25 protein-coding genes are annotated in these 26,810 nt (G+C 63.4%); 15 read left to right on the top strand and 10 right to left on the bottom strand.

What is annotated here, in order from left to right; translation table 11 throughout:
• Nucleotides 1-33 precede the first annotated feature (33 nt).
• A complete protein-coding gene (locus ACXAG6_RS04535; RefSeq protein WP_475335438.1) occupies nt 34-888 on the bottom strand; it encodes a universal stress protein in 855 nt (284 codons plus the stop codon).
• Between the two features lie 193 nt (nt 889-1,081).
• Between ACXAG6_RS04535 and ccoN the strand changes: the two genes are divergently transcribed.
• Genes ccoN through ccoP form a run of 4 tightly spaced genes read left to right on the top strand, consistent with a single transcriptional unit; the run spans nt 1,082 to nt 4,539 of the window.
• Complete coding sequence (gene ccoN, locus ACXAG6_RS04530; RefSeq protein WP_475335436.1) at nt 1,082-2,692, top strand: cytochrome-c oxidase, cbb3-type subunit I; 1,611 nt, start codon at nt 1,082-1,084, stop codon at nt 2,690-2,692.
• Between the two features lie 15 nt (nt 2,693-2,707).
• Nucleotides 2,708-3,436 (top strand): cytochrome-c oxidase, cbb3-type subunit II, encoded by a 729-nt coding sequence (gene ccoO, locus ACXAG6_RS04525; protein ID WP_140012817.1) that lies wholly within the window; start codon nt 2,708-2,710, stop codon nt 3,434-3,436.
• Nucleotides 3,437-3,451: 15 nt separating this feature from the next.
• The gene (locus ACXAG6_RS04520) at nt 3,452-3,643 is read left to right on the top strand and encodes a cbb3-type cytochrome c oxidase subunit 3 (RefSeq protein WP_140012816.1); all 192 of its coding nucleotides are present in this window, start codon (nt 3,452-3,454) and stop codon (nt 3,641-3,643) included.
• A complete protein-coding gene (gene ccoP / locus ACXAG6_RS04515) occupies nt 3,640-4,539 on the top strand; it encodes a cytochrome-c oxidase, cbb3-type subunit III (RefSeq protein ID WP_475335433.1) in 900 nt (299 codons plus the stop codon). The genes ACXAG6_RS04520 and ccoP overlap by 4 nt, the downstream gene beginning before the upstream one ends.
• 64 nt (nt 4,540-4,603) lie before the next feature.
• Here ccoP and ACXAG6_RS04510 read toward each other — a convergent pair whose 3' ends face one another.
• Together ACXAG6_RS04510 and ACXAG6_RS04505 are read right to left on the bottom strand one after the other, a co-directional pair.
• On the bottom strand, nt 4,604-5,236 hold the full coding sequence (locus tag ACXAG6_RS04510) for a ZinT family metal-binding protein (RefSeq protein WP_475335431.1): 633 nt from the start codon (nt 5,234-5,236) through the stop codon (nt 4,604-4,606).
• A gap of 148 nt (nt 5,237-5,384) precedes the next feature.
• Nucleotides 5,385-5,513 carry a hypothetical protein gene (locus tag ACXAG6_RS04505; protein ID WP_475335429.1) on the bottom strand — a complete coding sequence of 43 codons (129 nt, stop codon included), beginning with the start codon at nt 5,511-5,513 and terminating at the stop codon, nt 5,385-5,387.
• Nucleotides 5,514-5,612: 99 nt separating this feature from the next.
• Between ACXAG6_RS04505 and ACXAG6_RS04500 the strand changes: the two genes are divergently transcribed.
• The 5 genes from ACXAG6_RS04500 (at nt 5,613) to ccoS (ending at nt 11,022) form a co-directional block, all read left to right on the top strand.
• Nucleotides 5,613-6,494: a LysR family transcriptional regulator gene (locus ACXAG6_RS04500; RefSeq protein ID WP_475335427.1), complete on the top strand. Its 882-nt coding sequence runs from the start codon at nt 5,613-5,615 to the stop codon at nt 6,492-6,494.
• A gap of 289 nt (nt 6,495-6,783) precedes the next feature.
• A complete protein-coding gene (ccoG, locus tag ACXAG6_RS04495; RefSeq protein WP_475335425.1) occupies nt 6,784-8,211 on the top strand; it encodes a cytochrome c oxidase accessory protein CcoG in 1,428 nt (475 codons plus the stop codon).
• 2 nt (nt 8,212-8,213) lie between these two features.
• Nucleotides 8,214-8,666, top strand: coding sequence for a FixH family protein (locus tag ACXAG6_RS04490; RefSeq protein ID WP_475335422.1), 453 nt, complete (start codon nt 8,214-8,216; stop codon nt 8,664-8,666).
• Nucleotide 8,667: 1 nt separating this feature from the next.
• Nucleotides 8,668-10,854, top strand: coding sequence for a heavy metal translocating P-type ATPase (locus tag ACXAG6_RS04485; protein ID WP_475335420.1), 2,187 nt, complete (start codon nt 8,668-8,670; stop codon nt 10,852-10,854).
• 9 nt (nt 10,855-10,863) lie between these two features.
• Nucleotides 10,864-11,022 (top strand): cbb3-type cytochrome oxidase assembly protein CcoS, encoded by a 159-nt coding sequence (gene ccoS, locus ACXAG6_RS04480; RefSeq protein ID WP_475335418.1) that lies wholly within the window; start codon nt 10,864-10,866, stop codon nt 11,020-11,022.
• A 59-nt stretch (nt 11,023-11,081) separates the two neighbouring features.
• Here ccoS and ACXAG6_RS04475 read toward each other — a convergent pair whose 3' ends face one another.
• Nucleotides 11,082-12,815, bottom strand: coding sequence for a D-alanyl-D-alanine carboxypeptidase family protein (locus ACXAG6_RS04475; protein WP_475337917.1), 1,734 nt, complete (start codon nt 12,813-12,815; stop codon nt 11,082-11,084).
• A 241-nt stretch (nt 12,816-13,056) separates the two neighbouring features.
• The gene (locus tag ACXAG6_RS04470) at nt 13,057-13,773 is read right to left on the bottom strand and encodes an HAD family hydrolase (protein WP_475335415.1); all 717 of its coding nucleotides are present in this window, start codon (nt 13,771-13,773) and stop codon (nt 13,057-13,059) included.
• Nucleotides 13,774-13,872: 99 nt separating this feature from the next.
• On the opposite strand from ACXAG6_RS04470, the gene clpS reads away from it, so the two are divergent.
• Genes clpS through ACXAG6_RS04455 form a run of 3 tightly spaced genes read left to right on the top strand, consistent with a single transcriptional unit; the run spans nt 13,873 to nt 16,060 of the window.
• A complete protein-coding gene (clpS, locus tag ACXAG6_RS04465; protein ID WP_475335413.1) occupies nt 13,873-14,220 on the top strand; it encodes an ATP-dependent Clp protease adapter ClpS in 348 nt (115 codons plus the stop codon).
• Between the two features lie 37 nt (nt 14,221-14,257).
• Entirely contained in the window at nt 14,258-15,208 is a 951-nt protein-coding gene (locus tag ACXAG6_RS04460; RefSeq protein WP_475335411.1) for a class I SAM-dependent methyltransferase, read from the top strand.
• Nucleotides 15,209-15,250: 42 nt separating this feature from the next.
• A complete protein-coding gene (locus tag ACXAG6_RS04455) occupies nt 15,251-16,060 on the top strand; it encodes an SDR family NAD(P)-dependent oxidoreductase (RefSeq protein WP_475335409.1) in 810 nt (269 codons plus the stop codon).
• 11 nt (nt 16,061-16,071) lie between these two features.
• Here ACXAG6_RS04455 and gshB read toward each other — a convergent pair whose 3' ends face one another.
• From gshB to rsmI, 3 genes are all read right to left on the bottom strand, one after another.
• Nucleotides 16,072-17,016 carry a glutathione synthase gene (gene gshB, locus ACXAG6_RS04450; RefSeq protein ID WP_475335406.1) on the bottom strand — a complete coding sequence of 315 codons (945 nt, stop codon included), beginning with the start codon at nt 17,014-17,016 and terminating at the stop codon, nt 16,072-16,074.
• 62 nt (nt 17,017-17,078) lie between these two features.
• Nucleotides 17,079-17,468: a YraN family protein gene (locus ACXAG6_RS04445; RefSeq protein ID WP_140012802.1), complete on the bottom strand. Its 390-nt coding sequence runs from the start codon at nt 17,466-17,468 to the stop codon at nt 17,079-17,081.
• Complete coding sequence (gene rsmI / locus ACXAG6_RS04440) at nt 17,468-18,358, bottom strand: 16S rRNA (cytidine(1402)-2'-O)-methyltransferase (RefSeq protein ID WP_475335404.1); 891 nt, start codon at nt 18,356-18,358, stop codon at nt 17,468-17,470. Before rsmI ends, ACXAG6_RS04445 begins: the two co-directional genes overlap by 1 nt.
• Before the next feature lie 80 nt (nt 18,359-18,438).
• Here rsmI and ACXAG6_RS04435 point away from each other — a divergent pair, with 80 nt between their 5' ends.
• The 3 genes from ACXAG6_RS04435 (at nt 18,439) to murJ (ending at nt 24,117) form a co-directional block, all read left to right on the top strand.
• Complete coding sequence (locus ACXAG6_RS04435) at nt 18,439-19,626, top strand: penicillin-binding protein activator (RefSeq protein ID WP_475335401.1); 1,188 nt, start codon at nt 18,439-18,441, stop codon at nt 19,624-19,626.
• A complete protein-coding gene (locus ACXAG6_RS04430; RefSeq protein WP_475335399.1) occupies nt 19,610-22,414 on the top strand; it encodes a [protein-PII] uridylyltransferase in 2,805 nt (934 codons plus the stop codon). Before ACXAG6_RS04435 ends, ACXAG6_RS04430 begins: the two co-directional genes overlap by 17 nt.
• A gap of 155 nt (nt 22,415-22,569) precedes the next feature.
• Nucleotides 22,570-24,117, top strand: coding sequence for a murein biosynthesis integral membrane protein MurJ (murJ, locus tag ACXAG6_RS04425; RefSeq protein WP_475335397.1), 1,548 nt, complete (start codon nt 22,570-22,572; stop codon nt 24,115-24,117).
• Between the two features lie 72 nt (nt 24,118-24,189).
• Here murJ and pbpC read toward each other — a convergent pair whose 3' ends face one another.
• Together pbpC and ACXAG6_RS04415 are read right to left on the bottom strand one after the other, a co-directional pair.
• Complete coding sequence (gene pbpC / locus ACXAG6_RS04420) at nt 24,190-26,247, bottom strand: penicillin-binding protein 1C (RefSeq protein WP_475335395.1); 2,058 nt, start codon at nt 26,245-26,247, stop codon at nt 24,190-24,192.
• Entirely contained in the window at nt 26,237-26,797 is a 561-nt protein-coding gene (locus ACXAG6_RS04415) for a putative glycolipid-binding domain-containing protein (RefSeq protein WP_475335393.1), read from the bottom strand. Before ACXAG6_RS04415 ends, pbpC begins: the two co-directional genes overlap by 11 nt.
• Between the last annotated feature and the right edge of the window lie 13 nt (nt 26,798-26,810).

Genomic DNA, 26,810 nt, shown 5'->3' with positions numbered 1-26,810 from the left:
CGAGTTGCCTCGTAGAGCAGGCGAGACTCTTCCCTACCGCGCCATGAACACGGGCACCGGGGGCTTCGCCAACACATCGCGCGTTGCCCCACCGAGGATGGCCTCTCGGAAGCGGGAATGGCCGTATGCGCCCATAACCAGCAGGTCTGCCCCGAAGTCGGCCACGTGCCGTGCCAGAACGTCGGACACTTTGGGCATGGTGCGCGAAAGCACCGAGATTTCGCAGCGAAGCCCATGGCGGGTGAGCATCTGGCTCAACGCACCGCCCGGATCGGAGCGTTCGGGGCCGTGGCGTGGCGGGTCGATGATGGCGATATTCACCAGATCAGACCCGGCCAGAAGCGGCAGCGCTCGGCGGATGGCGGCAAGCGCCTCGGGGCTTTGGTTCCAAGCGAGAACGGCGCGGCGCGGACGCACTGGCGCTGTGGCGGTTTCGGGCAGGACTATCACCGGGGCGTGGCTGTCGAACAATGCCGCCTCAAGCGCGACCTCATACTCCGTGCCTTTGCCGTCGCCATAGGGCACGGGCATAACGACCAAGTCTGCAAAGCGTGCCCGCGATGTGATCAACCCGGCCAGGGCGACCATCTGGCCCACTGCACTCTCGACTGACCAGCGCAGGGCGGAGGCCTTCATGTGCTCGCGCGCCGATGCCTCGATCTTCTCGGCGGCGGCGCGCGCTTCGTTGTAGGTTTCCTGCTGCACCACGGCCGTCGCCCCGGCGTAGTAGTAGCCAACCTGAGTGCGATCACATCCGATCCCAATCACTTCCAGATGCGCATCGAAGGTATCGGCCAGCGCCTCGGCATGGTTCAGCGCCCGGGATTGCGTGGAGCCAGCGGCCAGCGGCTCCAGCAGGGGGACGAGTATCGTCTTCGGGTCCATCATGATCGTCTCCTCGCGGAAGTGGCCGGAAAGAACGCCGGCGGGCTTATGCAGCAGGGTGCAGGATTTCGAGCCGCCAGAAATTGACCTGAATCAAGGACGCCGCCGTCTGTTCCGACGAATTTGCCCCCAATTCGAGGACCGTTCGCGGGGGGATTCCCTGTGCGGCTTCGTGGGGACAAAGAAGGAAACTGTCATGTGGGACTACGTGAAGATCGTGCTGTTCGGCCTGATCGCGCTGCTCGCGGCCATCGCTGCGAACTACGCGCGCGATCTGGCCTATATGGTGCACGCCCTGATCATCTGCGCCGTAGCGGCGGGGATGTTCATCTGGGCGGTGCGCACCACCTGGGAAGAGAAGCCGGCACCGGCGCTCAACGCTGAAGGTTATATGGACGGCGTGGTGCGCTACGGCGTTGTCGCCACGGCCTTCTGGGGTGTTGTCGGCTTTCTGGTGGGCACCTTTATCGCCTTCCAGCTGGCATTTCCGGGGCTGAACTTCCAACTCCTGGGAGACGGGATTGGCAACTTCGGGCGCCTGCGGCCACTGCACACCTCTGCGGTGATTTTCGCCTTCGGGGGCAACGCGCTGATCGCGACGAGCTTCTACATCGTGCAGCGGACCTCCGCCGCGCGGCTCTGGGGCGGCAACCTCGCCTGGTTCGTGTTCTGGGGCTACAACCTGTTTATCATTCTGGCGGCCACCGGCTACCTGCTGGGTGCAACCCAGAGCAAGGAATACGCTGAACCGGAATGGTACGTGGACATCTGGCTCACCGTCGTCTGGGTGGCTTATCTGCTGGTGTTCCTCGGCACGATCCTGAATCGCAAGGAGCGCCACATCTACGTGGCAAACTGGTTCTTCCTCAGCTTCATCGTGACCGTGGCCATGCTGCATGTGGTCAATAACCTCTCGATCCCGGTGAGCATTTTCGGCGCCAAGTCGGTGCAGGTGTTTGCCGGTGTGCAGGATGCGATGACGCAGTGGTGGTATGGCCACAACGCAGTGGGCTTCTTCCTCACTGCCGGCTTCCTCGGGATGATGTACTACTTTGTCCCGAAGCAGGCCGAGCGGCCGGTTTACTCCTACAAGCTGTCGATCATCCACTTCTGGGCGCTGATCTTCCTCTACATCTGGGCCGGTCCGCACCACCTGCATTACACCGCCCTGCCCGACTGGGCCTCAACGCTGGGCATGGTGTTCTCCATCGTGCTCTGGATGCCGAGCTGGGGTGGCATGATCAATGGCCTGATGACCCTGAGTGGCGCGTGGGACAAGCTGCGCACCGATCCGATCATCCGGATGATGATCGTCTCCATCGGCTTTTATGGCATGTCCACCTTCGAGGGCCCGATGATGTCGATCCGCGCGGTCAACAGCCTGAGCCACTACACAGACTGGACCATTGGCCATGTGCACTCTGGCGCGCTGGGCTGGAACGGGATGATCACCTTCGGGGCGCTCTACTTCCTGACGCCGAAGCTGTGGAACCGGGCAAAGCTCTATAGCCTTCCGGCGGTCAACTGGCACTTCTGGCTCGCCACCATCGGGATCGTTCTCTACGCCTCCTCGATGTGGGTGACCGGGATCATGGAAGGCCTGATGTGGCGTGAAGTTGACGCCAACGGCTTCTTGGTCAACGCCTTCTCCGACACGGTGAGCGCGAAATTCCCGATGTATGTGGTCCGGGCTCTGGGTGGGGTGCTCTACCTTACCGGTGCGCTGATCATGGCCTGGAACCTGTGGATGACAGTGCGGAAGGGTGAGGCAAAAGTGCCCGCCGCCGCCGCTGTCGCCGCTGAATAAGGGGGGCCTGAGAAAATGGCACTTCTCGACAAGCACAAGATCCTTGAAACCAACGCAACGCTGCTACTCTTGGGCTCCTTCCTCGTTGTCACCGTCGGTGGCATCGTGGAAATCGCCCCGCTCTTCTACCTCGACAACACAATCGAGGATGTGGAAGGGGTGCGGCCCTACTCGCCACTGGAGTTGACCGGGCGCGACATTTACATCCGCGAAGGCTGCTACGTCTGTCATAGCCAGATGATCCGCCCGATGCGCGACGAAGTGGAGCGTTACGGGCACTATTCGCTAGCAGCGGAAAGCAAGTATGACCACCCGTTCCAGTGGGGATCCAAACGCACCGGGCCGGATTTGGCCCGGGTGGGCGGGCGCTACTCCGACGAGTGGCACGTCGACCACCTTATCGACCCGCAGAGCGTGGTGCCCGAGAGCGTGATGCCGAAGTACGGCTACCTGCTCGATCGGCCGATCGAGGGCGAATACGTGGGCGAGCTGATGGCCACCCACCGGATGGTGGGCGTGCCCTACACCGACGAGATGCTCGAAGCGGCAGCAGAGGACTTCGCCGCGCAGGCCGATCCGGACAGCGACTATGACGGGCTGATCGAGCGTTATGGCGACTCTGCGCAGGTGCGCAACTTCGATGGCCAAGCAGAGCTGACCGAGATGGATGCTCTGGTGGCCTATCTTCAGGTGCTCGGGACGATGGTGGATTTTTCCACCTTCCAGCCCGACGAGAGCCGGTAAGGGAGGGCGCGCGAGATGGATACCTATTCGTGGATGCGTGAACTGGCCGACAGCTGGGTGCTGCTTGCCATGTTCGTCTTCTTCCTTGGTGTCGTGGTCTGGGCCTTTCGGCCCGGGTCACGGAAGGACCATGAGGAGAGCGCCAACCTGATCTTTCGGAACGAAAAGACGCCTGCGGGCGAGGGCCTCGAGGAGGCGAAGCAATGAGCAAGAAACCGACAACGCCTGAAAAGGACATTCCGACAACCGGCCACAGCTGGGACGGGATTCAGGAATACGACAACCCGATGCCGCGCTGGTGGCTCTGGACCTTCTACGCCACCATCATCTGGGGCATTGGCTACACCATCGCCTACCCGGCCTGGCCGCTGGTGAAAGGTGCAACGGCAGGGCTGCTGGGCTACTCGACCCGCGCCGAGGTGCAGGCGGAGATTGACAGTTTCGACGCCGCCAACGAGGGCATGCGGCTAAAGCTCGTGGCCGCCGATCTGAACGAGATCAACAGCGACCCCGAGCTGGCCAGTTTTGCCCAGAACGCTGGCGGCGCCGTCTTCCGGACATGGTGCGCTCAGTGCCATGGCTCGGGCGCTGCGGGGGCCAAGGGCTACCCCAACCTGCTGGACGACGACTGGCTTTGGGGCGGTGACATGGAGGCGATCCACTTCACGATCACCCACGGCATCCGCAACGAGGACGACCCGGAAGGCGAGGCCCGCTACTCGGAAATGCCCCGCTTCGGCACCGACGAGCTGCTGGAAAACGAAGAGGTCGACCAGGTGGTGAACTACGTGATGTCGCTCTCGGGTGAGCCGCAGGATGCTTCGCTGGTTGAGGCCGGGCAGGTGGTGTTCGAAGACAACTGCTCTTCCTGCCATGGCGAGAACGCCGAGGGCGACCGGGAGCAGGGCGCGCCGAACCTGTCGGATGCAATCTGGCTCTATGGCGGCGATTACGCCGACGTGCGCGAGTCGGTTTACAACGCCCGCTTCGGCGTGATGCCCAACTGGAATACCCGGTTGAGCGAAGCCGAGATCCGGGCAGTGTCGGCCTATGTGCACACCCGCGGCGGTGGCGAGGAGCCAGCTGAAGCGGCTGGCGAGTAAGCCTCTGCCACATAAGTTGCGGGCCGCTCCGGGAGACCGGGGCGGCCCTCTTCGTGCGCTGGCGTCAGTGCGCCGTCATTTCGTGCACCACCTCGCCGGGCGTCAGGGAGGACGGGTAGTAGGTGGGCCAGTTCGTCAGCTCTTCGAGCAGCGCGGCGCGGTCATCGCCCCAGTAGAGGTGATAATGATCGGCCTTTCCGGGGGCGATCTTGTGATCGGAGAACTGGAAGTAGGCAGGCGCAGCTGCATCACCCTCGGTTTTGGCAAAGACGAAGCGGACGCCGCGATTGCCTTTCTCGTAGTTCAGCACTTCGTAGCCGTCGTAGGCGTAGCGGGCCTGAAGTGGTCCGCTTTCGCCGTGGAAGGTGACAGTGTCGCCCTCGATCACGATGCGATCCACATCGGTGGCGTAGCCGGTCTCGTAATAGGCGCGATACTCTTCCGCCGTCTTATCCCCATGCGCGGCCTTGTGTTCCATAACCTCGTCGAGTTGGCCGGAGGTGAGCAGCGGGTAGACCGACTGCCAATCGCCCGCCCAGTCCGACAGCGGACGATCGGCGATCTGGCTGTCTTCAAAGTAGCCTTTGTAGATCTGCTCGGCCTCCGTGTCATGGGCGTGGTCGTGCTTGGTTTCGGCGACGGCAGGCATGGCGATGAGGAGAGCGGCGAAGGTTGCGCCGAGGAGGTTGGGTTGCATTGAAGTCCTCTTTGGTTGAATAGTTATGTTATAACATAACGGATGCTACCTAGACCGGCTTGAAGGACGTTGCAACCCGAAGGCTCGGACACAAAGAGGGGCCGCACCCGGATAGCCGGGGCGGCCCTTCGATCATGCGGCTGACCAATCAGGCGTCGGGGAACGCGGTGAGCCGCGGCAGCGTGAGCCGCCAGGGAGCCGTCGGACGCGCGGCGGGCGGAAGGCCCTTGCCCGTCCGGGTGGCCGTGAACAGGGCCTTTGAAAGAATCGTGAACATCTCGCACCTCCTCTCGTGCAACGGTTACCCCATGAACATTGACGCCTCGGCGCAGATTCGCGAGTTTAATAGATATTCGTATGTAAGGAATACTAACGCATGCCCCTGCGCGACCTGCCCCCACCCGCTATGCTCCGCGCTTTCGCGGCACTGGCCGAGGCGGGCTCTATTACGGCTGCGGGGGAGGCCTTGGGCGTGACACACGCTGCGATCAGCCAACAGATCAGGGCGCTGGAGAGCCACCTTGGCGTAGCGCTGGTGCAGCGCGATGGCCGCTCAGTGCGGCTAACCGAAGCTGGCGAAGAACTGGGCGCAGCCGTTAGCGGGGGTTTTGCACTCATTGGCGACGCCGTGACCCGCATCACCGGGCAGGGTGAAGGGCGACCGGTCCAAATCACCACCACACCGATGTTTGCAGCTCATTGGCTGATGCCGCGTCTTGCCGGGTTTCGCGAACGTTTTCCGGAGGTGGAACTGATGCTGAACCCCTCGCCCCAGCTTGCAACGCTTTCACCCGGCGGCGTGGATATTGCCATTCGCCACGGCAAGGGCGACTGGCCGGGCGTGGATACGGAAATGCTCATCGCGTCAGAATATGTGATCGTCGCCGCGCCGAAGCTTTTGGCGGGCCGAGAGATCGGCCGCGCCGAAGACCTGTTGGAGCTGCCGTGGCTTCAGGAGTTCGGCACCAATGAGGTGGATGAGTGGTTGAAGAGCCAAGGTGTGACGGAGGCGCGGGCAAAGCTGCACAGCCATCTGCCCGGTAACTTCCTGCTGGATGCGGCCCGCAGAGGCGAGGGCGTGGCCGCCACCACCCGCGCGTTGATTGAGGAGGATATTGAAGCAGGGACGCTCACGGTGCTGTTCAACCGGGGGCCGGTGGCAGAGGGCTATCACATCGTCACCCGGCCCGGTCCGCTGCGCCCGCCTGCAGCGAAGTTCGTCAAATGGCTGCGGGCCCATAAAACCGCCGCCGCTTGACCCAGATCAAAGCCGGTGAGTCGCGCGAGGCGTAGAAGGGAGACATAGCGAGCCAAGGCAACCTCCCTTCCGCCGAAGCTCCGCACTTCCGGCTCGACCGGATAGGCCCCGGCCCTCCTTCCTGTTCGCGCGTTTCCTTGGAAGGGTCGGGGCCAAGTGCATCTGGCCTCCCCGAAATCCAGCGCGAAAACTCGCAGTGAAGAATCAGCTTTGTTGATTCAGGTCAATGTCGCCCGGCCCGCGCCATGACATTCACAATCCGGGATGTATGCGCGAAAGGGCGTGAATCGTGAGCACAGTTGAGCCGGAAGAGCCAAAAAGCCTCTATGCCGCGCGGGAACCAATTTTCCCGCGTCGGGTAAAAGGAAGTTTCCGCACTCTGAAATGGGTGATCATGCTGGCCACCCTCGGCGTCTACTACCTCACTCCGTGGATCCGCTGGGACAGAGGCCCAAACCTTCCCGATCAGGCTGTGCTGGTAGACCTCGCCAATCGCCGGTTTTTCTTTTTCTGGATCGAGATATGGCCGCATGAGTTTTACTTCATCGCGGGTCTGCTCATCATGGCCGGGCTGGGCCTGTTCCTGTTCACCTCCGCGCTGGGGCGGGTGTGGTGCGGCTATGCTTGCCCGCAGACGGTATGGACCGATCTCTTTATCCTCGTTGAGCGCTGGATCGAAGGTGACCGCAACGCGCGACTGCGCCTTCATCGGCAGAAGAAGCTGGACTTTCGGAAGGCGCGGCTGAGAGCGACGAAGTGGATCACTTGGCTGCTGATCGCTCTGGCGACTGGCGGGGCTTGGGTGTTCTACTTCACCGATGCGCCAACCCTGCTGCGCGATCTCGCCACGCTGAACGCCCACCCGGTGGCCTACACCACCATCGCCGTGCTCACAGCCACCACCTTTGTTTTCGGCGGTTTCATGCGCGAGCAGGTTTGCATCTACATGTGCCCATGGCCGCGCATTCAGGGCGCGATGATGGACGAAAACACCCTGACCATCGGCTACCGCGATTGGCGCGGCGAGCCTCGCGGCAAGCCGAAAGACCCGGCGGCAGGGGACTGCGTGGATTGCCTTGCCTGTGTGAACGTCTGCCCGATGGGCATCGACATCCGCAACGGGCAGCAAATGGAGTGCATCACCTGCGGGCTGTGCATCGACGCCTGCGACGAGATGATGGACAAGCTGGGCCGCCCGCGTGGGCTGGTTGGTTACCTCGCAATCTCGGATGAGGCATGGGAGACCACCGGGAATAAGGCAAGGAGCGTGTGGAAGCACCACATCTTCCGCCCGCGCACGATCCTTTACTCCGCTCTCTGGGCGCTTGTGGGCATTGGTCTCGTGGTGGCGTTGTTCATTCGTGATGACATCAGCCTGACGGTCGCACCCGTGCGAAACCCGGTGTTTGTAACCATGTCGGACGGAACCATTCGCAACACCTACGAGCTGCGCCTGCGCAACAAGCACGGCGAAGACCGACGCTTTGGCATTGCCATCACTGGCGACCCGGTGCTGCGCGTGGCGATTGAGGGCACACCCTACGGCTCGGTCATGGTGCCTGCCGACGAAACCATGCTGCAACGGGTCCACGTGTTTGCCCCAGCAGGCTCGGCCGCCGCGGAGGGCGATCTGACCGAGTTTCGCTTCTGGGTGGAAGACCTCAGCAATGGCGACCGGGTACACAAGGACAGCAGCTTTAACGGGAAGGGACAGTAAGCATGGGCGAGATTACCGGAAGGCAGGTGTTTGCGGTGACAGCAGGGGCCTTTGCCGTGATCATCGGTGTGAACTTGGTGATGGCTTACAAGGCGGTAAGCACTTTCCCCGGGCTGGAAGTGAAAAACTCCTACGTTGCGAGCCAGCAGTTTGACGCCAAGCGAGAAGCGCAAGAGGCTTTGGGGTGGAGCGTTGCGCCGCAGTACGAAAGCGGTGTTTTGGCAATTGCCGTCACCGGGCCAGAGGGGCGGCCAGCCGTGGTGGAAAATTTTGAAGTGATGGTGGGCCGCACCACGGTGCGCAATCAGGATCGGACGCCGGAGTTTACCTATGAAGGCGGGCGATTTGTGGCACCGGTAGACCTCGCCCAAGGGCGCTGGGAGGTGCGGGTGAAGGCCAATGCCGTGGATGGCACGCCGTTTGAGCAGCGGCTCATCCTGACGGTGCGGGGCTAAGATGGACGGCAGCGTGGAACGCGGCGGCCTTGCGGCCTGCCCGGCCTGCGTTGCACTGCCCGGCATGGGGGACGTGGCGGCAGGCGGCGTGGCAGAGAAGGAGCTTTTGCTCTCGCTGCCCGAGATCCATTGCGCTGCCTGTATCAGCGGCGTTGAGCGCGTGCTCGCCGCACAGCCGGGCGTGGCCTCGGCGCGGGTGAACCTGACGCTTAAGCGCGCGACGGTGGAGGCTGAAGATGCTGTTGAACCCGGCGCGCTGGTGGCCGCCCTTGGCGCGGCGGGCTTCAGGGCGCAGGAGCTTGATGTAGGCCTGCTGAGCAGCACCGAGGCTGACAAGGCAGGCCGCGACCTGCTGATGCGCCTCGCGGTCGCCGGGTTTGCCATGATGAACGTCATGCTGCTTTCGGTCGCCGTTTGGAGCGGGGCCGAGGGGGCGACGCGCGACCTGTTTCACTGGATAAGCGCTGCCATCGCCTTCCCAGCCGTGGGGTTCGCCGGGCGACCCTTCTTTGCCTCTGCCGCCGTGGCATTGAAGGCGCAGCGACTGAACATGGACGTGCCAATCACGCTGGCGATCCTGCTGGCGCTGGGCACTTCGCTTTACGAGACGATCCATTCCGGCGCACATGCCTATTTCGATGCCGCCCTATCACTCACGTTCTTCCTGTTGGCGGGGCGCTACCTCGACTACCGCACGCGGGCCGTGGCCCGCTCTGCCGCCGAGGAGTTGGCCGCGCTGGAGGTGCCCCGCGCGGTGCGCATGGTCGGAGGCGTGGAAGAGCTGGTGGGCGTGGGCGAACTGGCACCGGGCGACGCGGTGCTGGTGCGCCCGGGCGGGCGGATGCCGGTGGACGGTGTAATCGTGGAAGGCGCAAGCGAGTTGGACCGCGCCCTGCTGACCGGCGAGACCCGGCCTGTGGCCGCCGAGGTGGGTCAGGTGGTGAGCGCGGGGGAAGTCAACCTGACCGGCCCGCTCACCGTGCGGGTGACTGCGGCAGGCAAAGAAAGCTCGCTGCACCGCATGGCCGACCTCGTGGCCGTCGCCGAAAGCGCAAAGAACAAATACACCTCGCTGGCCGACCGCGCGGCGGGGCTCTATGCGCCGGGGGTGCATATCCTCTCGGCGCTGGCCGGGATCGGCTGGTTCGTGGCGACGATGGATGCGCGGGTGGCGCTGAACATTGCCGCTGCCGTTCTCATCATCACCTGCCCCTGTGCGTTGGGCCTTGCAGTGCCTGCCGTTGTCACTGCCGCCTCGGGCAAGCTCTTCCGCAAGGGCCTGCTCATCAAGGATGGCACCGCGCTGGAGCGGCTGGCTGAGGTGACGCATGTGGTGTTCGACAAGACTGGCACGCTGACAATGGGCACGCCGAAGCCTGTGAACCTCGCCGAGGTGCCAGAGACCGCCAAGCGGGTCGCGCTTTCGCTCGCGATGGGCTCGGGCCACCCGCTGGCGGTGGCGCTGACAGGCACGCTGCGGGCAGAAGGCATACTGCCGTTGCCGGTGGAGGGCCTGCGCGAGGTGCCGGGCTACGGCACCGAGGCGCTTGCGGGAGGCCAGTTGGCTCGTTTGGGCCGTGCCGAGTGGGTCGGAGCCGAGGCGGGTGAAGAGACAGCGACCTGGCTCTCGGTCGGCGAGGACGCACCGGTGGCCTTTAACTTCGCCGATCAATTGCGCCCGGGCGCGGTGGAGGCGGTAGCCGCCCTAAAAGCCGCAGGGTGTGAAGTGGAACTTCTCTCCGGCGATGCGCCCGGTGCGGTAGCCCGCTTTGCAGCGGCGCTTGGCATCACGCACTTCCGCGCAGGGGTGCTGCCGGCGGAAAAAGCCGCTCGGGTTGATGGATTGCAGGCTGGCGGCGCAAAGGTGCTGATGGTGGGCGACGGGCTCAACGACACAGCTGCCTTGGCTGCCGCCCATGCCAGCGTGAGCCCAGCCACCGCGCTCGACGCGGCACGTGTGGCCTCAGATATCGTGCTGCTTGGAGAGAGCGTGGCACCCGTGGCGGAGGCTGTCACAATGTCACGCAGGGCCGTCCGGCGCATCCGCGAGAACTTCCAGATCGCCACGGCCTACAATGTGATTGCGGTGCCTCTGGCGGTGGCCGGGATGGCCACGCCGCTTGTGGCCGCGCTGGCAATGTCGGCGAGTTCGATTACCGTGTCGCTCAACGCGCTGCGGCTGAGATAGGAGCGACAGGTGGAAATTCTGGTTTATCTGATCCCGATTTCACTGGTGCTCGGTGGGCTGGGGCTGGGGGCCTTCTGGTGGGCGGTTAAGAGCCGTCAATTTGAAGACCCGGAGGGCGACAGCCAGCGCATCCTCTCAGACGATTGGGACGACAGACCCAGACCCTAGAACAGGGTGCGCCCGGAAGATTGCTCCGCCGGGCGCGTCCCTCGTTGTTCTTCTTTGGCTCAGCCCTGGCCGGGCTCGAGCGCGGTGCAGGTGGTGCCGCGCGCCTCAAGGCGAGCGCAAGCGAGCTTGGCCTTGTCGGCGGAGAGACCAACGAAGATTGCCTCAAACCCACCTTTGCGGTTGTTCACCTTGCGCAGCGAGCCATCGAGCGTTTCCATCTCCTTGAGGGCTGTCTTCAGCAGCACCTTCTCGGCAGAAAAGCGCGACGGATACTTGCCCAGCGAGATCGCCCAGATCTTGCCGCCCGAGGTGGAAGCGCGGGTGATGACAACAGGCTCTTCCGGCTGAACACGGGCCGGGGCTGCGGCCACTGCGGCTGGGGCTGACTCGGCTGACGCCAGCTGCACGCCCTCAGGCGCCGGGCGAGCGCTACGAACCGGGCGGGGCTTGGGCAGCAGTGAGGGCGAAATGGCGGGTCCACCAGCGGCGGTGAAGGTGCCCGGTTCTTCCGCCACGGCCATTTCCAGATCGCCAGCAGAGCCACGAACCTCGCCCGGCTCGTCATCGAGCGTGGGGCGAGCAACGGGGCTGACAGAGGCGAGGGTGAGCTTTGCGGTCTTTTCTTCAGCCGCCGGCTCTTCCTTCAGCTCGGCAAGTGCCTCGGCCACTTGTTCCTCTGTTTCAAGAGTTGTCGCCGGTGCGATGCTTGCAAGCTTTGCTGCCTCCGCCTTCGGATCGACATCGGTTTCGCTAACGACAGCGGCGACAGCAGAGTCGATCTCTTCGGACAGCGCGGCGAGCAAAAGCTCGTCAGTGACATCTGTCGACGGCGCAGCGGGCTCAGACCCCGGACGACGGCGTGGCCGGAGGGATTTCGCAACGGCACGTTGGAGACGAATCGTCTTGCCCTTGTAGATGCCATCGCCCGTTTTGGGTGCTGGCGTGGGCGACTCCAGCGCGGCCGTCATCACCGGCGCGGGGCCATTGTCATTGGGTGTGTAGGCAGGCTTGGCTGGCTTGCGAACCGCCACGCGCGAGGGGGCACGGCGAAAGCCAAGATCGAGCAGTTCCGCCACCTTGGCATTGCGTGAGGCAGAGCTGCGCCCACCGAAGACGGTAGCGATGATACGCTCGTTGCCGCGCTCGGCGGAGGCGACGAGGTTGAACCCGGCAGCGCGGGTGTAGCCTGTCTTGATCCCATCGGCACCTTTGTAGGCGGAGAGCAGGCGACGGTTGGTGTTATTCACCGTCTTGCCCATGGTCGAGGTGCTCATGCGCGAGAACAGGTTGTAGTAGTCCGGATAGTCATAAAACAGGTGACGACCCAGCTTGGTCATGTCGGACGCGGTCGAAAGATGGCCCGACTCGGTGAGACCATGCGCGTTTTTGAAGGTTGTCCGAGACATGCCGAGCGCAGCGGCGGTGCGGTTCATCCGGCGGGCGAAAGCCGCCTCGGAACCAGAGATTCCCTCACCGATGGCGGTAGCGGCATCATTCGCCGATTTCACTGACGCGGCGCGGATCAGATAGCGCAGGGCCACGCGCTGACCAGCCTTGAGCCCGATCTTCGACGGCGGCTCGGCGGCGGCCTTCTTGGAGATGAGGATCTTGGTATCGAGCGAAAGCTCGCCATGCTCGACCGCCTGAAAGGCGACGTAGAGCGTCATCATCTTGGTCAGAGACGCGGGGTGGAGCCGCGTATCCGCATTGCGGGAGTGCAGCACCTCGCCGGTGCGTGCGTCGATCACCATGGCTGCATAGGGTGCCGCGTTTGCGCGCAGCGAGATGCCCATGAGCGTGATCAGGAATAGTCCGATAAGAAGGCCGAATCGGCCCCTGGTGGAGAGCGTGCTCACGTCGCTTGCCTTTTACTGCCTCAGGCCGCCGGATTTTTCCGGTCGGCAATTTTTTGTTCTGATTTGATACCACGCTAGCACAGGAATTTTCGTGCGAAAACATGGCATTTGAGAGGTTTTTTAAGGTTGCAGCGAAGCCACATGCGCAACATCTAGCGGGCGACCATGGGGCCTTCCGCTAGATGCTTTGTCCGATCTCATCGACGAGCGCCGGAAGTTTGCCCAAATCTGCAATTTCGCGGAAGCGGCTTTGCGCTTGTGGTGGTTCGGCATGCTCAAGCGCCCAGCCAAGCTCTTGCGGCACAAAGATTCCCCAAGCCCCGACTTCGAGGGCGGGCAGAACATCGGATTTCATCGAGTTGCCCACCATCATGGCCTCGCCCGGCGCGTGCCCTTCGAAGATTCGGGCATAGGTGTGCGGCGTCTTGTGGCTGACGATCTCGACCGCATCGAACAGGTCACCCAGCCCGGACTGGGCCAGCTTGCGCTCCTGATCGAGGAGGTCTCCCTTGGTGATGAGAGCGATGTGGTGACTGCCCGAAAGCTCTTCCACTGCCGCGCGCGCGTGCGGGAGCAGCTCAATAGGATGCGAGAGCATGTCCTGCCCGGCAGCGAGAATCTGGCTGATGACCTCGCCGGGAACACGGTGCTCGGTTACCTCCAGCGCAGTTTCGATCATCGAAAGCATGAAGCCTTTGATCCCGAAGCCGTAGTGGCCGATGTTGCGTTTTTCGGCCTCCAGCAACCGCGCATCGAGTTCTTCGGCATCGGTGAAATCTGCCAGAAGCTCCGCGAATCTGCTCTGCGTCATCTGGAAGAAACGCTCGTTGTGCCACAGCGTATCGTCGGCATCGAAGCCGATGGAGCGGAGTTTCTGCGACGTCTTGGCAGGCATTTTGCGTGTTTCTCTCCCATCTCACCCTTTTCAGGGCGGTCACGGGCCATATATAACGGCTCCGATATCCCATGCACCAGACAGATACCACGGAGCGCCATGCGCCTTGAGCCCATCACCATGTCGCAGGACGACGAAGACGACGCCATTGGCGGCGATCCGGCGATTGCGCTCAAGACCAAGCCCAAAACCAAGAAGCCGCCGATGTACAAGGTGATGCTTCTGAACGACGATTACACGCCTATGGAATTTGTGGTGCATGTACTTGAGCGGTTCTTCAACATGACCCACGCGCAGGCCTTCGAGATCATGCTCGCAGTGCATAAGAAGGGCCTCGCCGTTGTTGGCGTGTTCAGCCACGAGGTGGCCGAAACCAAGGTGGCGCAGGTGATGGATTTTGCCCGGCGGCATCAACACCCCCTCCAATGCACCATGGAAAAGGAGTAGGGCCCCGGCCCTTGCCCCGATGACCTCCCGTTTAAAAATGGCGCTCGATGCGGGCGCAGTTGAGCTGCCTGAGGGCCGGCTGGCCGTGTTTCGACCAGGCGCGGGCGAGGCATGGCTGCCGGAAGGCGCCGAGGTGGTGACGGGCTTCTACCCCGATGTCGTCGCGTGGAAAGGCCGAGGCTTCTCTGTCTCGCAAGCTCCTGAAGGCGAATTTTCAGGTGCAATCGTCTTTGTGCCAAGATCCAAAGCGCTGGCGAAGCACTTGCTGGCACAGGCTGCCGCCTTGGGCGGGCCGGTGCTGGTGGATGGGGCCAAGACCGATGGGATAGAAAGCCTCTGGAAGGCCGCCCGCAAACAGGGCGACGCCTCGGCGGCGTTCTCGAAAGCGCATGGCAAGGTGTTTGCTGTCACGGGCGGGGATTTCTCGGCCTGGCGTTTGCCAGAGGTGAGCGAGGCCGAGGGCGGATGGATGACGGCTGCGGGCGTGTTCTCGGCGGATGGGCCCGATGCCGGCTCGGAACTGCTTGCCGCAGCGTTGCCTGCGCAGATGAAAGGTCGGGTGGCGGATCTGGGTGCTGGCTGGGGCTACCTTTCATCCGCTGTGCTGAAGCGCGAGGGCGTTGTCGCCGTGGAACTCGTGGAAGCCGAATGGGCGGCCCTCGAGGCCGCGCGCAAAAACCTTGACGACCCACGTGCGCGCTTCACTTGGGGCGATGCCACTGCGCCGCTCGGAGATCCTTTAGACCACGTGGTGATGAACCCGCCCTTCCACCCGGCGCGTGCCGCCGACCCGGGCTTGGGCACCGCGTTTATCGCTTCTGCCGCCGCGTCATTGAAACCTTCGGGCAAACTCTGGATGGTGGCCAACCGTCACTTGCCTTATGAGGCCGCCCTTGCCGCCCATTTTGGCGAGGTGAACGAGATCGGCGGGGATACACGCTTCAAGCTTTTCTCCGCAGCCCGACCTGCTCGCCAAGGGCGCAGATAGGCACTAAGCTGCGGCTTCACAGGCCGCCGAGAGGGAGCGCACATGAGCTTTTCGATCAAGGGCAAGACCTGCATCGTCACCGGGGCCAGCCACGGGCTGGGATTGGCGATTGCCCGGCATTTTGCGGCCCACGGTGCCAACGTGATGGCTGCAGACAATGACGACAAGAAGCTGGCCGAGGAATTCGCCGCCGAGGCCGAGGCTGAAGGCAGCCAGTTGCGCTACTTCGCCGGGGATCTGCGCCAACGGCTATGTCAGGCCAATCTACTATCGGCCGCAATTGACGCCTTTGACCGGGTCGATGTGCTGGTGAACGCCTACCGGGTGGTGATGCCCTCGGTTCCCGGCGACCCGGATGAGGATGCGGTAGAGGAACTATTGCAACAGAACTTGCTGACTGCCTTGCGAATGACCCAGCTGGTAGCCAAGCGCTTCACCAAACAGGCCGAGGGCAGTGAAGGTGAGGGTGGTATCGGTTGTGTTGTGAACCTCAGCTCGATCGCCGCCCGCCGGACGCACCCCCGGCTGCTAGCCTATTCGGTCTCGACTGCCGCACTCGACCAGATGACCCGCTCGATGGCGGTGGCACTGGCAGCGCAGCGGATTAGGGTCAACGCAGTGAGCTTTGGCTCGGTGTTGACGACCTCGCTGAACAAAGCGGTCAATGAGAACGAGGGCTACAGAGAAGACATCGTGAGCCACACGCCGATGGCCCGCATCGCCCAGCCTTCAGAAGTGGCCGAAGTGGTGCAGTTTCTGGCCTCCGAAAGCGCTGGCTTTATTACCGGACAGGTGGTGACGATGGACGGCGGGCGCTCATTGCTGGATCCGGTGGGCGCACCGGCGCACTGAGGCAGACGCAATCAGCCCCGCTCGGCAATCCGGCGGTCGATGGCGTCCCAGATTGCACCTGCGACGTTGATTCCATCAAAGCGCTCCAGTTCCTGAATGCCTGTGGGCGAGGTCACGTTGATCTCGGTCAGCCAATCTCCGATGACATCAATGCCCACAAAAACCTGCCCGCGCTCGCGCAGGAGCGGGCCGATGGCGGCGCATATCTCTCGGTCACGTTCGGTCAGCTCAACCTTCACCGGCTTGCCACCCACGTGCATGTTAGAGCGTGTCTCCCCCGCCAGCGGCACCCGGTTGATGGCGCCAATCGGTGCACCGTCGACGAGTATCACCCGTTTATCGCCCTTCGAAACAGCGGGCAGGAATTGCTGCGCGATGAGCGGCTCGCGGTTGATGCCGGTGAAGAGCTCATGCAGCGAGGCGAGGTTGCGATCCTCCGGGCCGAGGCGGAACACGCCAGCACCGCCATTGCCGTAGAGCGGCTTGACGATGATGTCGCCATGCTGGGCCTTGAAGGCCTTCAATGCCTCCAGATCACGGGCGATGACGGTGGGCGGTGTTAGATCGGGGAAGTTCAGAACCAGCAGCTTTTCGGGGCTGTTGCGCACCCAAAAAGGATCATTCACCACCAGGGTCTTGCCGCCGATCTGCTCAAGAATGTGAGTGGTGGTTATGTAGCCCATGTCGAAAGGCGGATCCTGCCGGAGCCAGATCACATCCATTTCTGACAGGTCGATTTCCCGCGACTCGCCAAGGGTAAAATGGTCCCCCTGCACCCGGCGCACTTCAAGTGGCCAGCCTTGGGCCACAACCCGGCCCTCTTTCCAACTCAGCTTGTCGGGGGTGTAAAAGAAAAGCTCCCACCCCCTCGTCTGTGCCTCTTCGGCAAGGCGAAAGCTACTGTCGGCGTTGATATCAACGCCACCGATCGGGTCCATCTGAAAGGCGGCCTTCATGGCGCGTCCCCCTTTTTCTCAGCTCCCCTCTCATGGCGGAGCAGGCAAGGAGTTGCAACGGCTCAGGTGCAGAGCGCGCCTTCAAGAATGCGGACCTCGCCATGCCCGTTTACGAGGGCAAGATCAAAACGCATGGGGGTGGAGAGCGCCGTGGGATACCGCCCAACATACTCGGAAGCCGCAGCCATTATGCGAGCTACCTGGCGCGGCGTTATGGCTTCAGCGGCCTGATCGAACGTGCGGCTTTGCTTCACCTCTACGAACACCACGGTATCGGGCTCTTCGACAACAAGGTCGATCTCGCCGCCTTCACCGCGCCATCGCTTCTCGGCAACCACGCTTCCGCCATCAGAATAAACGCGGGCAACGCTCTCTTCGGCCATAGCGCCGGCATGATAGTTGCGGCGACCGCGCTGACGGCGAGCGGGGTTTGGCGCAAGGTCAAAGGGCATCAGCCATCTCCATCGTCGCGCGCCAACTCAAGGGCGCGCTGATACATCTCTCTCTTTGGCCGCCCGTAAGCCGCTGCCACCTCGGCGGCGGCCTCCTTGACCCGCAATCGCCCGAGCGCAGCACTCAGCGCGGCATCAATGGCCTCTGGCGCGGCCTCCAAGCTTTCAGCGCGCCCGAGGACAAGAACGATCTCGCCCCGCGGCGGGTCATTTGCGACCGAGTCACAGAGCTCGGCCAATGTGCCCCGGCGGACCTCCTCGAACTTTTTGGTGAGTTCGCGAGCGAGCGCGGCGGGGCGGGTTTCTCCGGCAGTGTCACACAAAAGGGTTAGCAAGTTGTTTATGCGCTTGGGCGATTCGAAGAGGATGACTGTGGACTGTAACGCGGCGATCTCTTCGACAAATCGCTTGCGAGCGCCGCCGGTGGAAGGCGGGAAGCCTGCGAAGGTAAATCTGTCGGAGGGCAGCCCGGAGAGGGTGAGCGCCGCGATTGCGGCGGAAGGGCCGGGTGCGGTGGTTGTGGCAATCCCCTGCTCCGCTGCCGCACGCCCCAGCGCAAAGCCGGGATCGGCGACCAATGGCGAACCGGCCTCGCTGACATATGCAACAGAGGCGCCTTCGGCGGCGAGTTTCAGCACGCCATCACGGGCAGCCGGTGAGGAATGATCATGGTAGGCAATCACCCGGCGGCCCTCCAAGGGGACGCCGTGAAGCTCCAAAAGCTTGCGCGCGGTGCGGGTATCTTCGGCTGCAATTACATCTGCCGAGGCCAGCACATCGAGCGCTCTGAGCGTGATATCCCGGGCCGATCCGATCGGGGTGGCGACAAAATAAAGCCCGGCAGCCAGCGGCGTCTTGCGCCAAGGGCTTCCTTGCGGAGGCTCAGACATTTACTTGGCTCCTGCAGATGTTAGAATTGTCCGGACCCGGCCGTTGACACCGAGGCCCCGAGGCCCTGAAGGAGTATCCCATGTTTGCCGCGCTGACGACACCCCGCCGTATGGCGGCCAAGCTGTTTGCCGCAGGGGCCATCGCCCTGCTCGCCGCCTGCGACCCTTCCGCTCTTGGCGGGGTCGGCGGCAATTCCGGCCCCAAGATTGATGCCAGCCGCGCCGTTCCAGTGGCCCTGCTCGTGCCCGGTGGCTCCGGACGCAGCGGTGATGATGTGCTCGCCAAGGCGCTGGAAAACGCCGCCCGGTTGGCAATGGCCGATCTTGATGGCGTTCAGATCGACTTGCGCGTTTACAACACTGCCGGGAGTGCCGCCAACGCCGCACGGCAGGCGCAGGCCGCTGTGGATGCGGGCGCAAAAATTATCCTCGGCCCGGTGTATTCCGAAGCCGCGAACGCGGCCGGCGTTGCGGTGGCCGACGAAGGCGTGAATGTGCTGGCCTTCTCAAACAACCCTGAAATTGCGGGCGGCAACGTCTTTGTGCTCGGGCCGACCTTCGAGAACACCGCCAACCGGCTGGTGAGCTATGCGCGCCGCCAGGGCAAAGGAAGCATCTTCACCGTCCACGCCCGCTCGGTTGCCGAAGAGATTGGACGCGATGCTATTGCCAAGGCGATTCGTGCGAATGGGGCCAGCAACGCCGGCTCGGTGTCTTTCGAGCTCAGTCAGCAGGGCCTCGTGGGTGCAGTGCCGTCGATCGTCTCGCAGGCGAAGGCCTCGGGCGCACAGTCGGTGTTCTTTACGTCAACCAACGACGGGGCCATGCCCTTCCTCGCGCAGCTGCTGCCCGAGGCGGGCCTCTCGCCATCCGCCACGCAATACATCGGGCTAGGGCGCCTCGACATCCCGGCCGAGGCACTGACGCAGCCGGGCCTGCAAGGCGCATGGTTCGCGCTGCCCGACAACAATCTCTACAGCAGCTTCCAGCGCCGCTACGGTGCCCGCTACGGTGGCAGCCCGCACCCGATTGCGGGCCTTGCCTTCGACGGGATCGCCGCCATCGGCGCCCTTGTCGAGCGCCGTGGCTCAGACGCGCTCACCCGCAGCGCTTTGACCCAAGGCTCCGGCTTCGTCGGCACCGGTGGGATCTTCCGTCTGCGCGGCGACGGCACCAACCAGAGGGGCCTCGCCATCGCACAAATCCGCAACAATCAGGTCGTTGTCATTGACCCAGCCCCCAGAAGCTTTGGTGGCGCCGGTTTCTGACCAGCTCCCCACCGACACCACCCTGCCAGGTCCGATTACCCCCTCCGGCGCGATGCTATGTGCGCCGGAGGAAATCGTGGACCCTATCGCGCTCGCGCAAGCCCTTGAGGCCGACTGCGCCGAAGCGGGCAGCGATGCCATGGCGCTGCGCGGCCTGATTACGTCTCGGCTCAACGCGGCGGCGAAAGCGGGCCGGTCCATCATTGGTGCCGCCTTTGAAGAACACCCGCTGCGCGCCCGCGAGATGGTGCATGCCTATGCCTATCTGACCGACGGCCTCGTGGTGACGGCCTTTTGGGCCGCCCGGCGCTTCTTGCACCCGTTGCACAACCCCACCACCGCCGAGCAGCTCGCGCTCTGCGCCGTTGGCGGCTACGGGCGCGCCGAGATGAGCCCGCAGTCGGACGTCGACCTGCTGTTCCTCACGCCCTACAAGATCACCCCCTGGGCGGAGAGCGTTATTGAAACCACGCTCTACATTCTGTGGGATTTGCACCTCAAGGTGGGCCACGCCAGCCGAACGGTGAAGGATTGCCTGCGCCTCGGAAAACAAGATTACACCATCCGCACCGCGCTGATCGAACTGCGCTTTCTCGCCGGAGACAAGGAACTGGAGGAAGAGCTGCACGACAAGCTGCAGCAAAACCTCTTTGCGGGCACCGGCAAGGAATTTATCGAAGCCAAGCTGGAAGAGCGCAGTGAGCGCCACAAGAAGCAGGGGGGCCAGCGCTACATGCTGGAGCCCAACGTCAAGGAGGGCAAAGGCGGCCTCCGTGACCTGCAGAGCCTGTTCTGGATTGCAAAGTACATTCACCACGTCGACAAGATCGAAGAGCTGGTGCCGCTTGGAGTGTTCACCGCCGAGGAATACTGGGCCTTCGAGCAGGCCGAAAATTTTCTCTGGGCTGTCCGCGCCCACCTTCACCTGATCGCGGGCCGACCGGCCGACCAATTGACCTTTGATATGCAAATCGAAGTGGCCGAACGGATGGGCTACACCGACAGCCCGGGGCGGCGGGGCGTGGAGCTCTTCATGCAGGATTACTTTCGCCACGCCACGATGGTGGGCGAGCTAACCCGCATTTTCCTTACCGCGCTGGAGGCTGATCACGCCAAGCGGCTGCCAAATCTGGTGGGAATGTTGCGCCGCCGCAAGGTGAAGGCCGGCTACGAAGTCCGGCAAAACCGGCTGGATGTGAAAGATGAAGAGACGTTTCTTGCCAACAAGCTAAACCTGCTGCGCATCTTCGAAGAAGCACTGCGCACCGGCCTGCTCATCCACCCCGACGCCATGCGCCTTGTGACCGCAAATCTCGACCTGATCGACGACGATATGCGCAACGACAAGGAAGCAGCCCGCATTTTCCTTGATCTGCTTGTGAAGCACGGCAACCCCGAGCGCGCGTTACGCCGCATGAATGAGCTCGGCGTGCTTTCGGCCTTCATCCCCGAGTTCGCCCCTATTGTGGCGATGATGCAGTTCAACATCTACCACAGCTACACGGTGGACGAGCACACCATTCAATGCATCTCCCAGCTTGCCCAGATCGAGCGCGAAGAGCTTCTGGAAGACCTTCCAGTGGCCTCCCGCATCCTAAAGAAAGGCGTGAACCGCAAGGTTCTCTACCTTGCGTTGTTGCTCCACGATATCGGCAAGGGCCGCAAAGAAGACCATTCGGTGCTGGGCGCCAAGATCGCCCGCGCCGTGCTGCCACGTTTTCATCTCAAGCCGCGCGAGGCGGAGGATGTAGAGTGGCTGGTGCGCTATCACCTGTTGATGTCGGACATGGCGCAAAAACGCGACCTCTCAGACCCGCGCACCATCCGCAGCTTTGCCCGTGCCGTCAAAACAAAGAAACGGCTCGACCTTCTGACTGTGCTCACTGTCTGCGACATTCGGGGCGTCGGTCCGAGCACTTGGAACAACTGGAAGGCACAGCTGCTGCGTAACCTCTACCGGCAAACCGCTGACGGGCTTGAGAACGGGCTGGAAGACCTCAACCGCGACAAGCAGTCCGCCGAGGCGCGCCGCCAACTGCGCGAAGCGCTCGCAGGGTGGGACAAAGCCGCCGTTCGCACAGAGCTTGCCCGCCACTACGACCCTTACCTGCAAGGCCTTTCGACGGCCACACAGGTTATTATGGCCGAGTTGCTACAGGGCATCGGCACGGATGAGATTCGGATCGACCTCACGCCGGACGACGACCGTGATGCAACGCGCGCCGCCTTCGCCCTCTCCGATCACCCGGGCATCTTCGCCCGCGTTGCCGGGGCGCTGGCGCTGGTGGGGGCCAACGTGGTGGACGCGCGGACCTATACCACCAAGGACGGCTATGCGACTTGCGTGTTCTGGATACAGGACGCCGATGGCAACCCCTATTCAATGAACAAGCTCGACCGTCTCCGCGCAATGATTTCGCGCACGCTGAAGGGAGAGGTGCTGGCCCGCGCGGAACTGACCAAGAAAGATAAGTTCAAGAAGCGCGAACGGAGCTTTCGCTTTCCCACTACGGTCAGCTTCGACAACGAGGGCTCGGAAATTTACACCATCATCGAGGTCGACACCCGCGACAGGCCCGGCCTGCTTTATGACCTTGCTCGCACGCTATCAGAGCGCAACCTGCAGATCGCATCAGCGGTGATCGCCACCTATGGCGCACAGGCGGTGGACAGCTTTTATGTGAAAGACATGTTCGGGCTGAAAATCCACTCCGAGAGCAAGCAGAAATCGATTGAAGCAAAGCTGACAGAAGCGGTGCAGGCAGGAACGGACCGGGCGAACGGTTAGGCGCGCAACTGAAGAACGTCGGCAGGTTCAAGCCTCCCCGCTGGCAGGATACGAAAGACCGCCGCCTAAACAAGACGCAGTGCGCGCGCGCCACAACTGCATTTCCTCCATTCTCGCCTGCCTGTATGGTCACCGCAAAACAAGCGAGCAGCGCCATGCAACCCATCCGCCTGATCAAAGGCTTTCTGACCGTCGGCCTCTGGACGCTGATGAGCCGCGTCATGGGGTTCGCCCGCGATATCCTGATCGCGGCGCGGCTGGGCGACGGGCCGGTGGCGGAGGCTTTCGTGGTCGCCTTCACCCTGCCCAACATGTTCCGTCGCTTCTTCGCTGAGGGGGCCTTTAACCTCGCTTTCATCCCGCTGTTCTCCAAGAAGCTGGAGAACGACGATGACGCGCTCGGCTTTGCCCGCGATGCATTCGCCGGGCTTGCGGGCGTTCTCATTCTCTTCACCCTGCTCGCTCAACTTGTCATGCCTTGGCTGGTGCTGACGATGGCAAGCGGTTTTGCGGAGGACGGGCGCTTTGACCTTGCCACCACCTTTGGGCGGATCTGCTTTCCTTACATCCTCTTTATTTCCTTGGCTGCACTGCTATCTGGCGTGCTCAATGCCACAGGTCGCTTTGCCGCTGCCGCTGCCGCTCCGGTGCTGCTGAACGTGATCCTTGTTGGCACAATGCTTCTGGCCACGGCACAGGGCTGGGATTTTGGCCTCGCGCTCTCATGGGCAGTGCCCGTGGCGGGGGTGGTGCAGATGGCGCTGGTTTGGGTTGCAGCCTCACGCGCAGGCTTCCGGCTGGTGCCCCGGATGCCACGGATGACGCCGGAACTGAAACGGCTCGCGGTCATTGCCGCCCCTGCGGCGTTAGCGGGCGGCGTGCTGCAGGTAAACCTGCTGGTCAGCCGACAGGTGGCGAGCTTCTATGACGGGGCAATCCAGTATCTCAACCTCGCGGACCGGCTCTATCAACTGCCGCTGGGTGTGGTTGCCATAGCCATTGGCGTTGTGCTCCTGCCGGAGCTCTCTCGTCGCCTCGCGGCTGGCGATGAACAGGCCGGGCAGGATGGTTTCAACCGGGCCACCGAGTTTGCACTGGTTCTCACCGTGCCCGCCGCCGTCGCACTGGTGCTGGTGGCCGGCCCGATCTGCTCGGTGCTGTACCAACGTGGAGCGTTCGATGCAGACGCAGCCGCCGCCACCGCGCTGGCCACAGCGGCCTACGGGCTGGGCCTGCCGGCCTTCGTGCTGCAAAAGGTGCTGCAACCGCTCTACTACGCCCGCCACGACACGCGCCGCCCGATGAACTATGCGCTCGTTGCCATGGTCGTGAACGCTGTGGCCGCCATTGGCCTTGCACTGGCCTTCGGTTTCGTCGGCGCAGCCCTCGGCACTACCGTCGCTGGGTGGGTCATGGTGCTACTGCTCTGGCAGGGCTCCCGCAAAATGGGCAGCGCGGCCCAGCTGGACACCCGCCTGCTGGCCCGCCTGCCCCGCATTGCCCTCTCGGCGGCGCTGATGGGCGCTGTGCTGCTCTTTGCCGAATGGGCTTTAGGCGAGGCGCTTTATACCGCGGGCGTGCGCTATTGGGCCCTTCTCGCGCTGGTCGCCAGCGGCATCGTGAGCTACTTCGCCATCGCTCATGTCACCGGAGCGCTGCGGCTGGCCGAGCTGAAATCTGCTATGCGGCGGAAGCGCGGGTAAAGACACCGTCACGCCGACGCCGCTTCAACCTCTTGCTGCCCCACCCTTCAACGGCGGCTCGGGCGCGCCGCTTCAATCAAGCACGCGGATTGAAGCGCGTGCCGTGCGCCCGGTTGCGTCGATAACCGTTAACTGGAGGTAGCCAGGCGCTTCCCAATCAAACTGCGCCTCTCGGCTTCGCAGGCCGGTGGCGAGGGGGGCACCGTTTGCCAGAAGGGTGAACGGCGGGTTCCCGTCGCGGAGCTTCACCACCAAGGCTCCGCCAGTTTCCAGCTCGGCACCATCGGGCGGGTAGGCAAGCTTGGGCGCGTCGGGCTGCGTGGAGGAAAGGGCCGCAGAGCGGGAGGCAAAGCGGCGGAGCGGCTGGGGCAATTCGGGGTTGGTCACCATCAACACCGAGGGCGGCGGCGGCGCGAAGGCCTCACGCCTGTCCTTCAGCCGATCGAAGGCGGAAAACAGCAATGGCCCGGCTATGTCTGCGCCGAATGCACCGGGGACGGAGGTGCCATCGGGGCGACCGATCCAGATTCCAACCACATGGCGCGCGTCATAGCCCACCGCCCAAGCATCTCGGTGGCCGTAGCTCGTGCCAGTCTTCCAGGCCATCGGCCCGTGCGAGGCGCGTGGCGGTGGGGCGAGCCCTGCGAGGATATGCGTCACCTGCCAAGCGGCCTCAGGCGAGAGCACCTGTCGGGCCACGGGCCGCGCAGGGCCCCGCATTGCCGAAAGCTCAATGCTCTCCCCGCCGCGGGCGATGCCGGCATAAAGCTGGGTAAGGTCGGTGAGCGTTACGCCCACCCCGCCTAGCGCCACCGCTAGGCCGGGGCGGCCGCGCGGAAGCTTGGGCTCCATCCCGGCACGGCGCATATGAACGAGCAAGCGCTCGGGTGTCAGCGCTTCGGTGAGTTGCACCACGGGAATGTTGAGCGATTGGCGCAGTGCTTCCGAAAGGCGGATGGTGCCCCTGTAGCGATTGTCGAAGTTTTGCGGCGCGTAGGCGCCGAAGGCCATGGGTCGGTCTTCGATGAGCGTTTCGGGGTGGGCGAGCCCTTGGTCGAAGGCGAGGCCGTACACCAGAGGCTTTAGCGTGGAGCCGGGCGAGCGCAGGGCACGGGTCATGTCGATCCAGCCTGCGCGCGTGTCGTCAAGGTAGCCTGCGGAGCCAACGGTGGCGAGGATTTCACCGGTCTGGTGGTCGGCGACAACGATTGCGACAGAGACGCTCTCGTCAATTTCGCGGGCGGCCTGGCTGGCGAGTGGCTCCAGCGCCGATTGCAGCCTCTTGTCAATCGTCGTCGCGTGGCGCGTACCGATTGGGTTTTCAGACAGCAAGTAATCAGAAAGGTGGGGCGCGAGCGCGGGAAAGTCGCGGCGGCGCGCAGGCACAGGGTCGCGCCGGGCCGCGCGGGCTTCTGCCTCGGTGATCAGGGCCTTGCCCACCATCCTGTCAAGCACCCGGCCCCTTGCGGCGGTGGCCGCATCATTCTGACGGTCGGGGCGGCGGCGTTCGGGTGATTGCGGCAATGCCACCAGAAGCGCGGCCTCCGCAGGTGTCAGGCGGCGGGGCTCTTTGCCGAAATAGGCAAGCGAAGCTGCGCGCACACCTTCGAGGTTGCCCCCAAAGGGCGCGCGATTGAGGTAGAGTTCAAGGATTGCCTCCTTCCCCAATCGCCGCTCCATGGCCAGCGCCACGCGCACCTGCCGAACCTTGCCCTCCCATTGCCCGGTTGGGCCATCTTCGAGAATGCGGGCCACTTGCATCGAAAGCGTCGAGCCGCCGGAGATGACACGCCCATTCCAAACCGCCTGCCCCACAGCGCGGAGCGTCGCGCGCCAATCCACCCCGGGGTGGCTACGGAAACGCTTGTCTTCATAAGCCAACAGCATGTTTACATAGCGCGCATCGACCTCGGCCAATGTCGTATGAAGCCGCCAGCGACCATCCGAAACGGTATAGGCCCGCAGCAGGCTGCCATCGCGAGCCAACACCTCGGGCGAGGTTTCGGCCACCAAGGGCGGCAACACCGTTGCAGAGACCCATGCGTCGAGTTTGTCGCGCCCCAGTGCGAAGGCGAGGAGGGCGATGGCGGCGATAACCGCCATGCGGGCGATGAGTCGCTCACGCAACATCGACGGATCCCTCCCAGAGGCCGGGATAGTGGGTCACAAAGCCCGTCGGATGCACCTGAAGCTCAGCCTCAAACCCCAGGGAGGCATACGTGAACCGCCCCGCGCCCTTTTGTGTGTAGCGTTGGGCAAGGCGTTCCAGCGCGGCCTCCTCGCCCGCCCGAAACCAGGCAGCCGCCACCTCTTCCGTGCCTTCGAACGCCAGCCTGCGGAGCGGCAGAAGATTGGTGGCAGGGGTAAAGGCAAGGTCGATGTCCGTGCAGTCATCAAGCGTGGCCGGGCCATCACCAAGGTGCCAGCCCAACGGGCCACGCACCACGCGCCAAGCCACATCTTGCCCGCCGATGACGCCTGTTACATCCGCTGATCGAGTTTCCCACGCAGCGTTGCAGCGGACGACGTAATCCAACGCGGTGCGCTGACCGCCTTGGTCATAACGTGCGTGGCCGCAAAGCATCCACCCGCCGGGCTCCTCGATCAGGCGGCAGCTGTCGTCGCCCAGCCGATCGAGGCGGTGCCAATGGGCGGTGGCATGGGGTTTGCCATGTTTCACGAAAACCCCGCCT

It is taken from the genome of Vannielia sp. ABF1_015 (genome assembly GCF_056160745.1).
Note: the sequence above shows the minus strand (reverse complement) of the source record. Positions and strands in the feature narration are given on the sequence as shown.

What these genes read in the sequence shown, in the direction of transcription:
- ACXAG6_RS04535 (WP_475335438.1), bottom strand. Translation starts at nt 888, where the DNA reads ATGATGGACCCGAAGACGATACTCGTCCCCCTGCTGGAGCCGCTGGCC.
- ccoN (WP_475335436.1), top strand. Translation starts at nt 1,082, where the DNA reads ATGTGGGACTACGTGAAGATCGTGCTGTTCGGCCTGATCGCGCTGCTC.
- ccoO (WP_140012817.1), top strand. Translation starts at nt 2,708, where the DNA reads ATGGCACTTCTCGACAAGCACAAGATCCTTGAAACCAACGCAACGCTG.
- ACXAG6_RS04520 (WP_140012816.1), top strand. Translation starts at nt 3,452, where the DNA reads ATGGATACCTATTCGTGGATGCGTGAACTGGCCGACAGCTGGGTGCTG.
- ccoP (WP_475335433.1), top strand. Translation starts at nt 3,640, where the DNA reads ATGAGCAAGAAACCGACAACGCCTGAAAAGGACATTCCGACAACCGGC.
- ACXAG6_RS04510 (WP_475335431.1), bottom strand. Translation starts at nt 5,236, where the DNA reads ATGCAACCCAACCTCCTCGGCGCAACCTTCGCCGCTCTCCTCATCGCC.
- ACXAG6_RS04505 (WP_475335429.1), bottom strand. Translation starts at nt 5,513, where the DNA reads ATGTTCACGATTCTTTCAAAGGCCCTGTTCACGGCCACCCGGACGGGC.
- ACXAG6_RS04500 (WP_475335427.1), top strand. Translation starts at nt 5,613, where the DNA reads ATGCCCCTGCGCGACCTGCCCCCACCCGCTATGCTCCGCGCTTTCGCG.
- ACXAG6_RS04490 (WP_475335422.1), top strand. Translation starts at nt 8,214, where the DNA reads ATGGGCGAGATTACCGGAAGGCAGGTGTTTGCGGTGACAGCAGGGGCC.
- ACXAG6_RS04485 (WP_475335420.1), top strand. Translation starts at nt 8,668, where the DNA reads ATGGACGGCAGCGTGGAACGCGGCGGCCTTGCGGCCTGCCCGGCCTGC.
- ACXAG6_RS04475 (WP_475337917.1), bottom strand. Translation starts at nt 12,815, where the DNA reads ATGGGCATCTCGCTGCGCGCAAACGCGGCACCCTATGCAGCCATGGTG.
- ACXAG6_RS04470 (WP_475335415.1), bottom strand. Translation starts at nt 13,773, where the DNA reads ATGCCTGCCAAGACGTCGCAGAAACTCCGCTCCATCGGCTTCGATGCC.
- clpS (WP_475335413.1), top strand. Translation starts at nt 13,873, where the DNA reads ATGCGCCTTGAGCCCATCACCATGTCGCAGGACGACGAAGACGACGCC.
- ACXAG6_RS04460 (WP_475335411.1), top strand. Translation starts at nt 14,258, where the DNA reads ATGGCGCTCGATGCGGGCGCAGTTGAGCTGCCTGAGGGCCGGCTGGCC.
- ACXAG6_RS04455 (WP_475335409.1), top strand. Translation starts at nt 15,251, where the DNA reads ATGAGCTTTTCGATCAAGGGCAAGACCTGCATCGTCACCGGGGCCAGC.
- gshB (WP_475335406.1), bottom strand. Translation starts at nt 17,016, where the DNA reads ATGAAGGCCGCCTTTCAGATGGACCCGATCGGTGGCGTTGATATCAAC.
- ACXAG6_RS04445 (WP_140012802.1), bottom strand. Translation starts at nt 17,468, where the DNA reads ATGCCCTTTGACCTTGCGCCAAACCCCGCTCGCCGTCAGCGCGGTCGC.
- rsmI (WP_475335404.1), bottom strand. Translation starts at nt 18,358, where the DNA reads ATGTCTGAGCCTCCGCAAGGAAGCCCTTGGCGCAAGACGCCGCTGGCT.
- ACXAG6_RS04435 (WP_475335401.1), top strand. Translation starts at nt 18,439, where the DNA reads ATGTTTGCCGCGCTGACGACACCCCGCCGTATGGCGGCCAAGCTGTTT.
- murJ (WP_475335397.1), top strand. Translation starts at nt 22,570, where the DNA reads ATGCAACCCATCCGCCTGATCAAAGGCTTTCTGACCGTCGGCCTCTGG.
- pbpC (WP_475335395.1), bottom strand. Translation starts at nt 26,247, where the DNA reads ATGTTGCGTGAGCGACTCATCGCCCGCATGGCGGTTATCGCCGCCATC.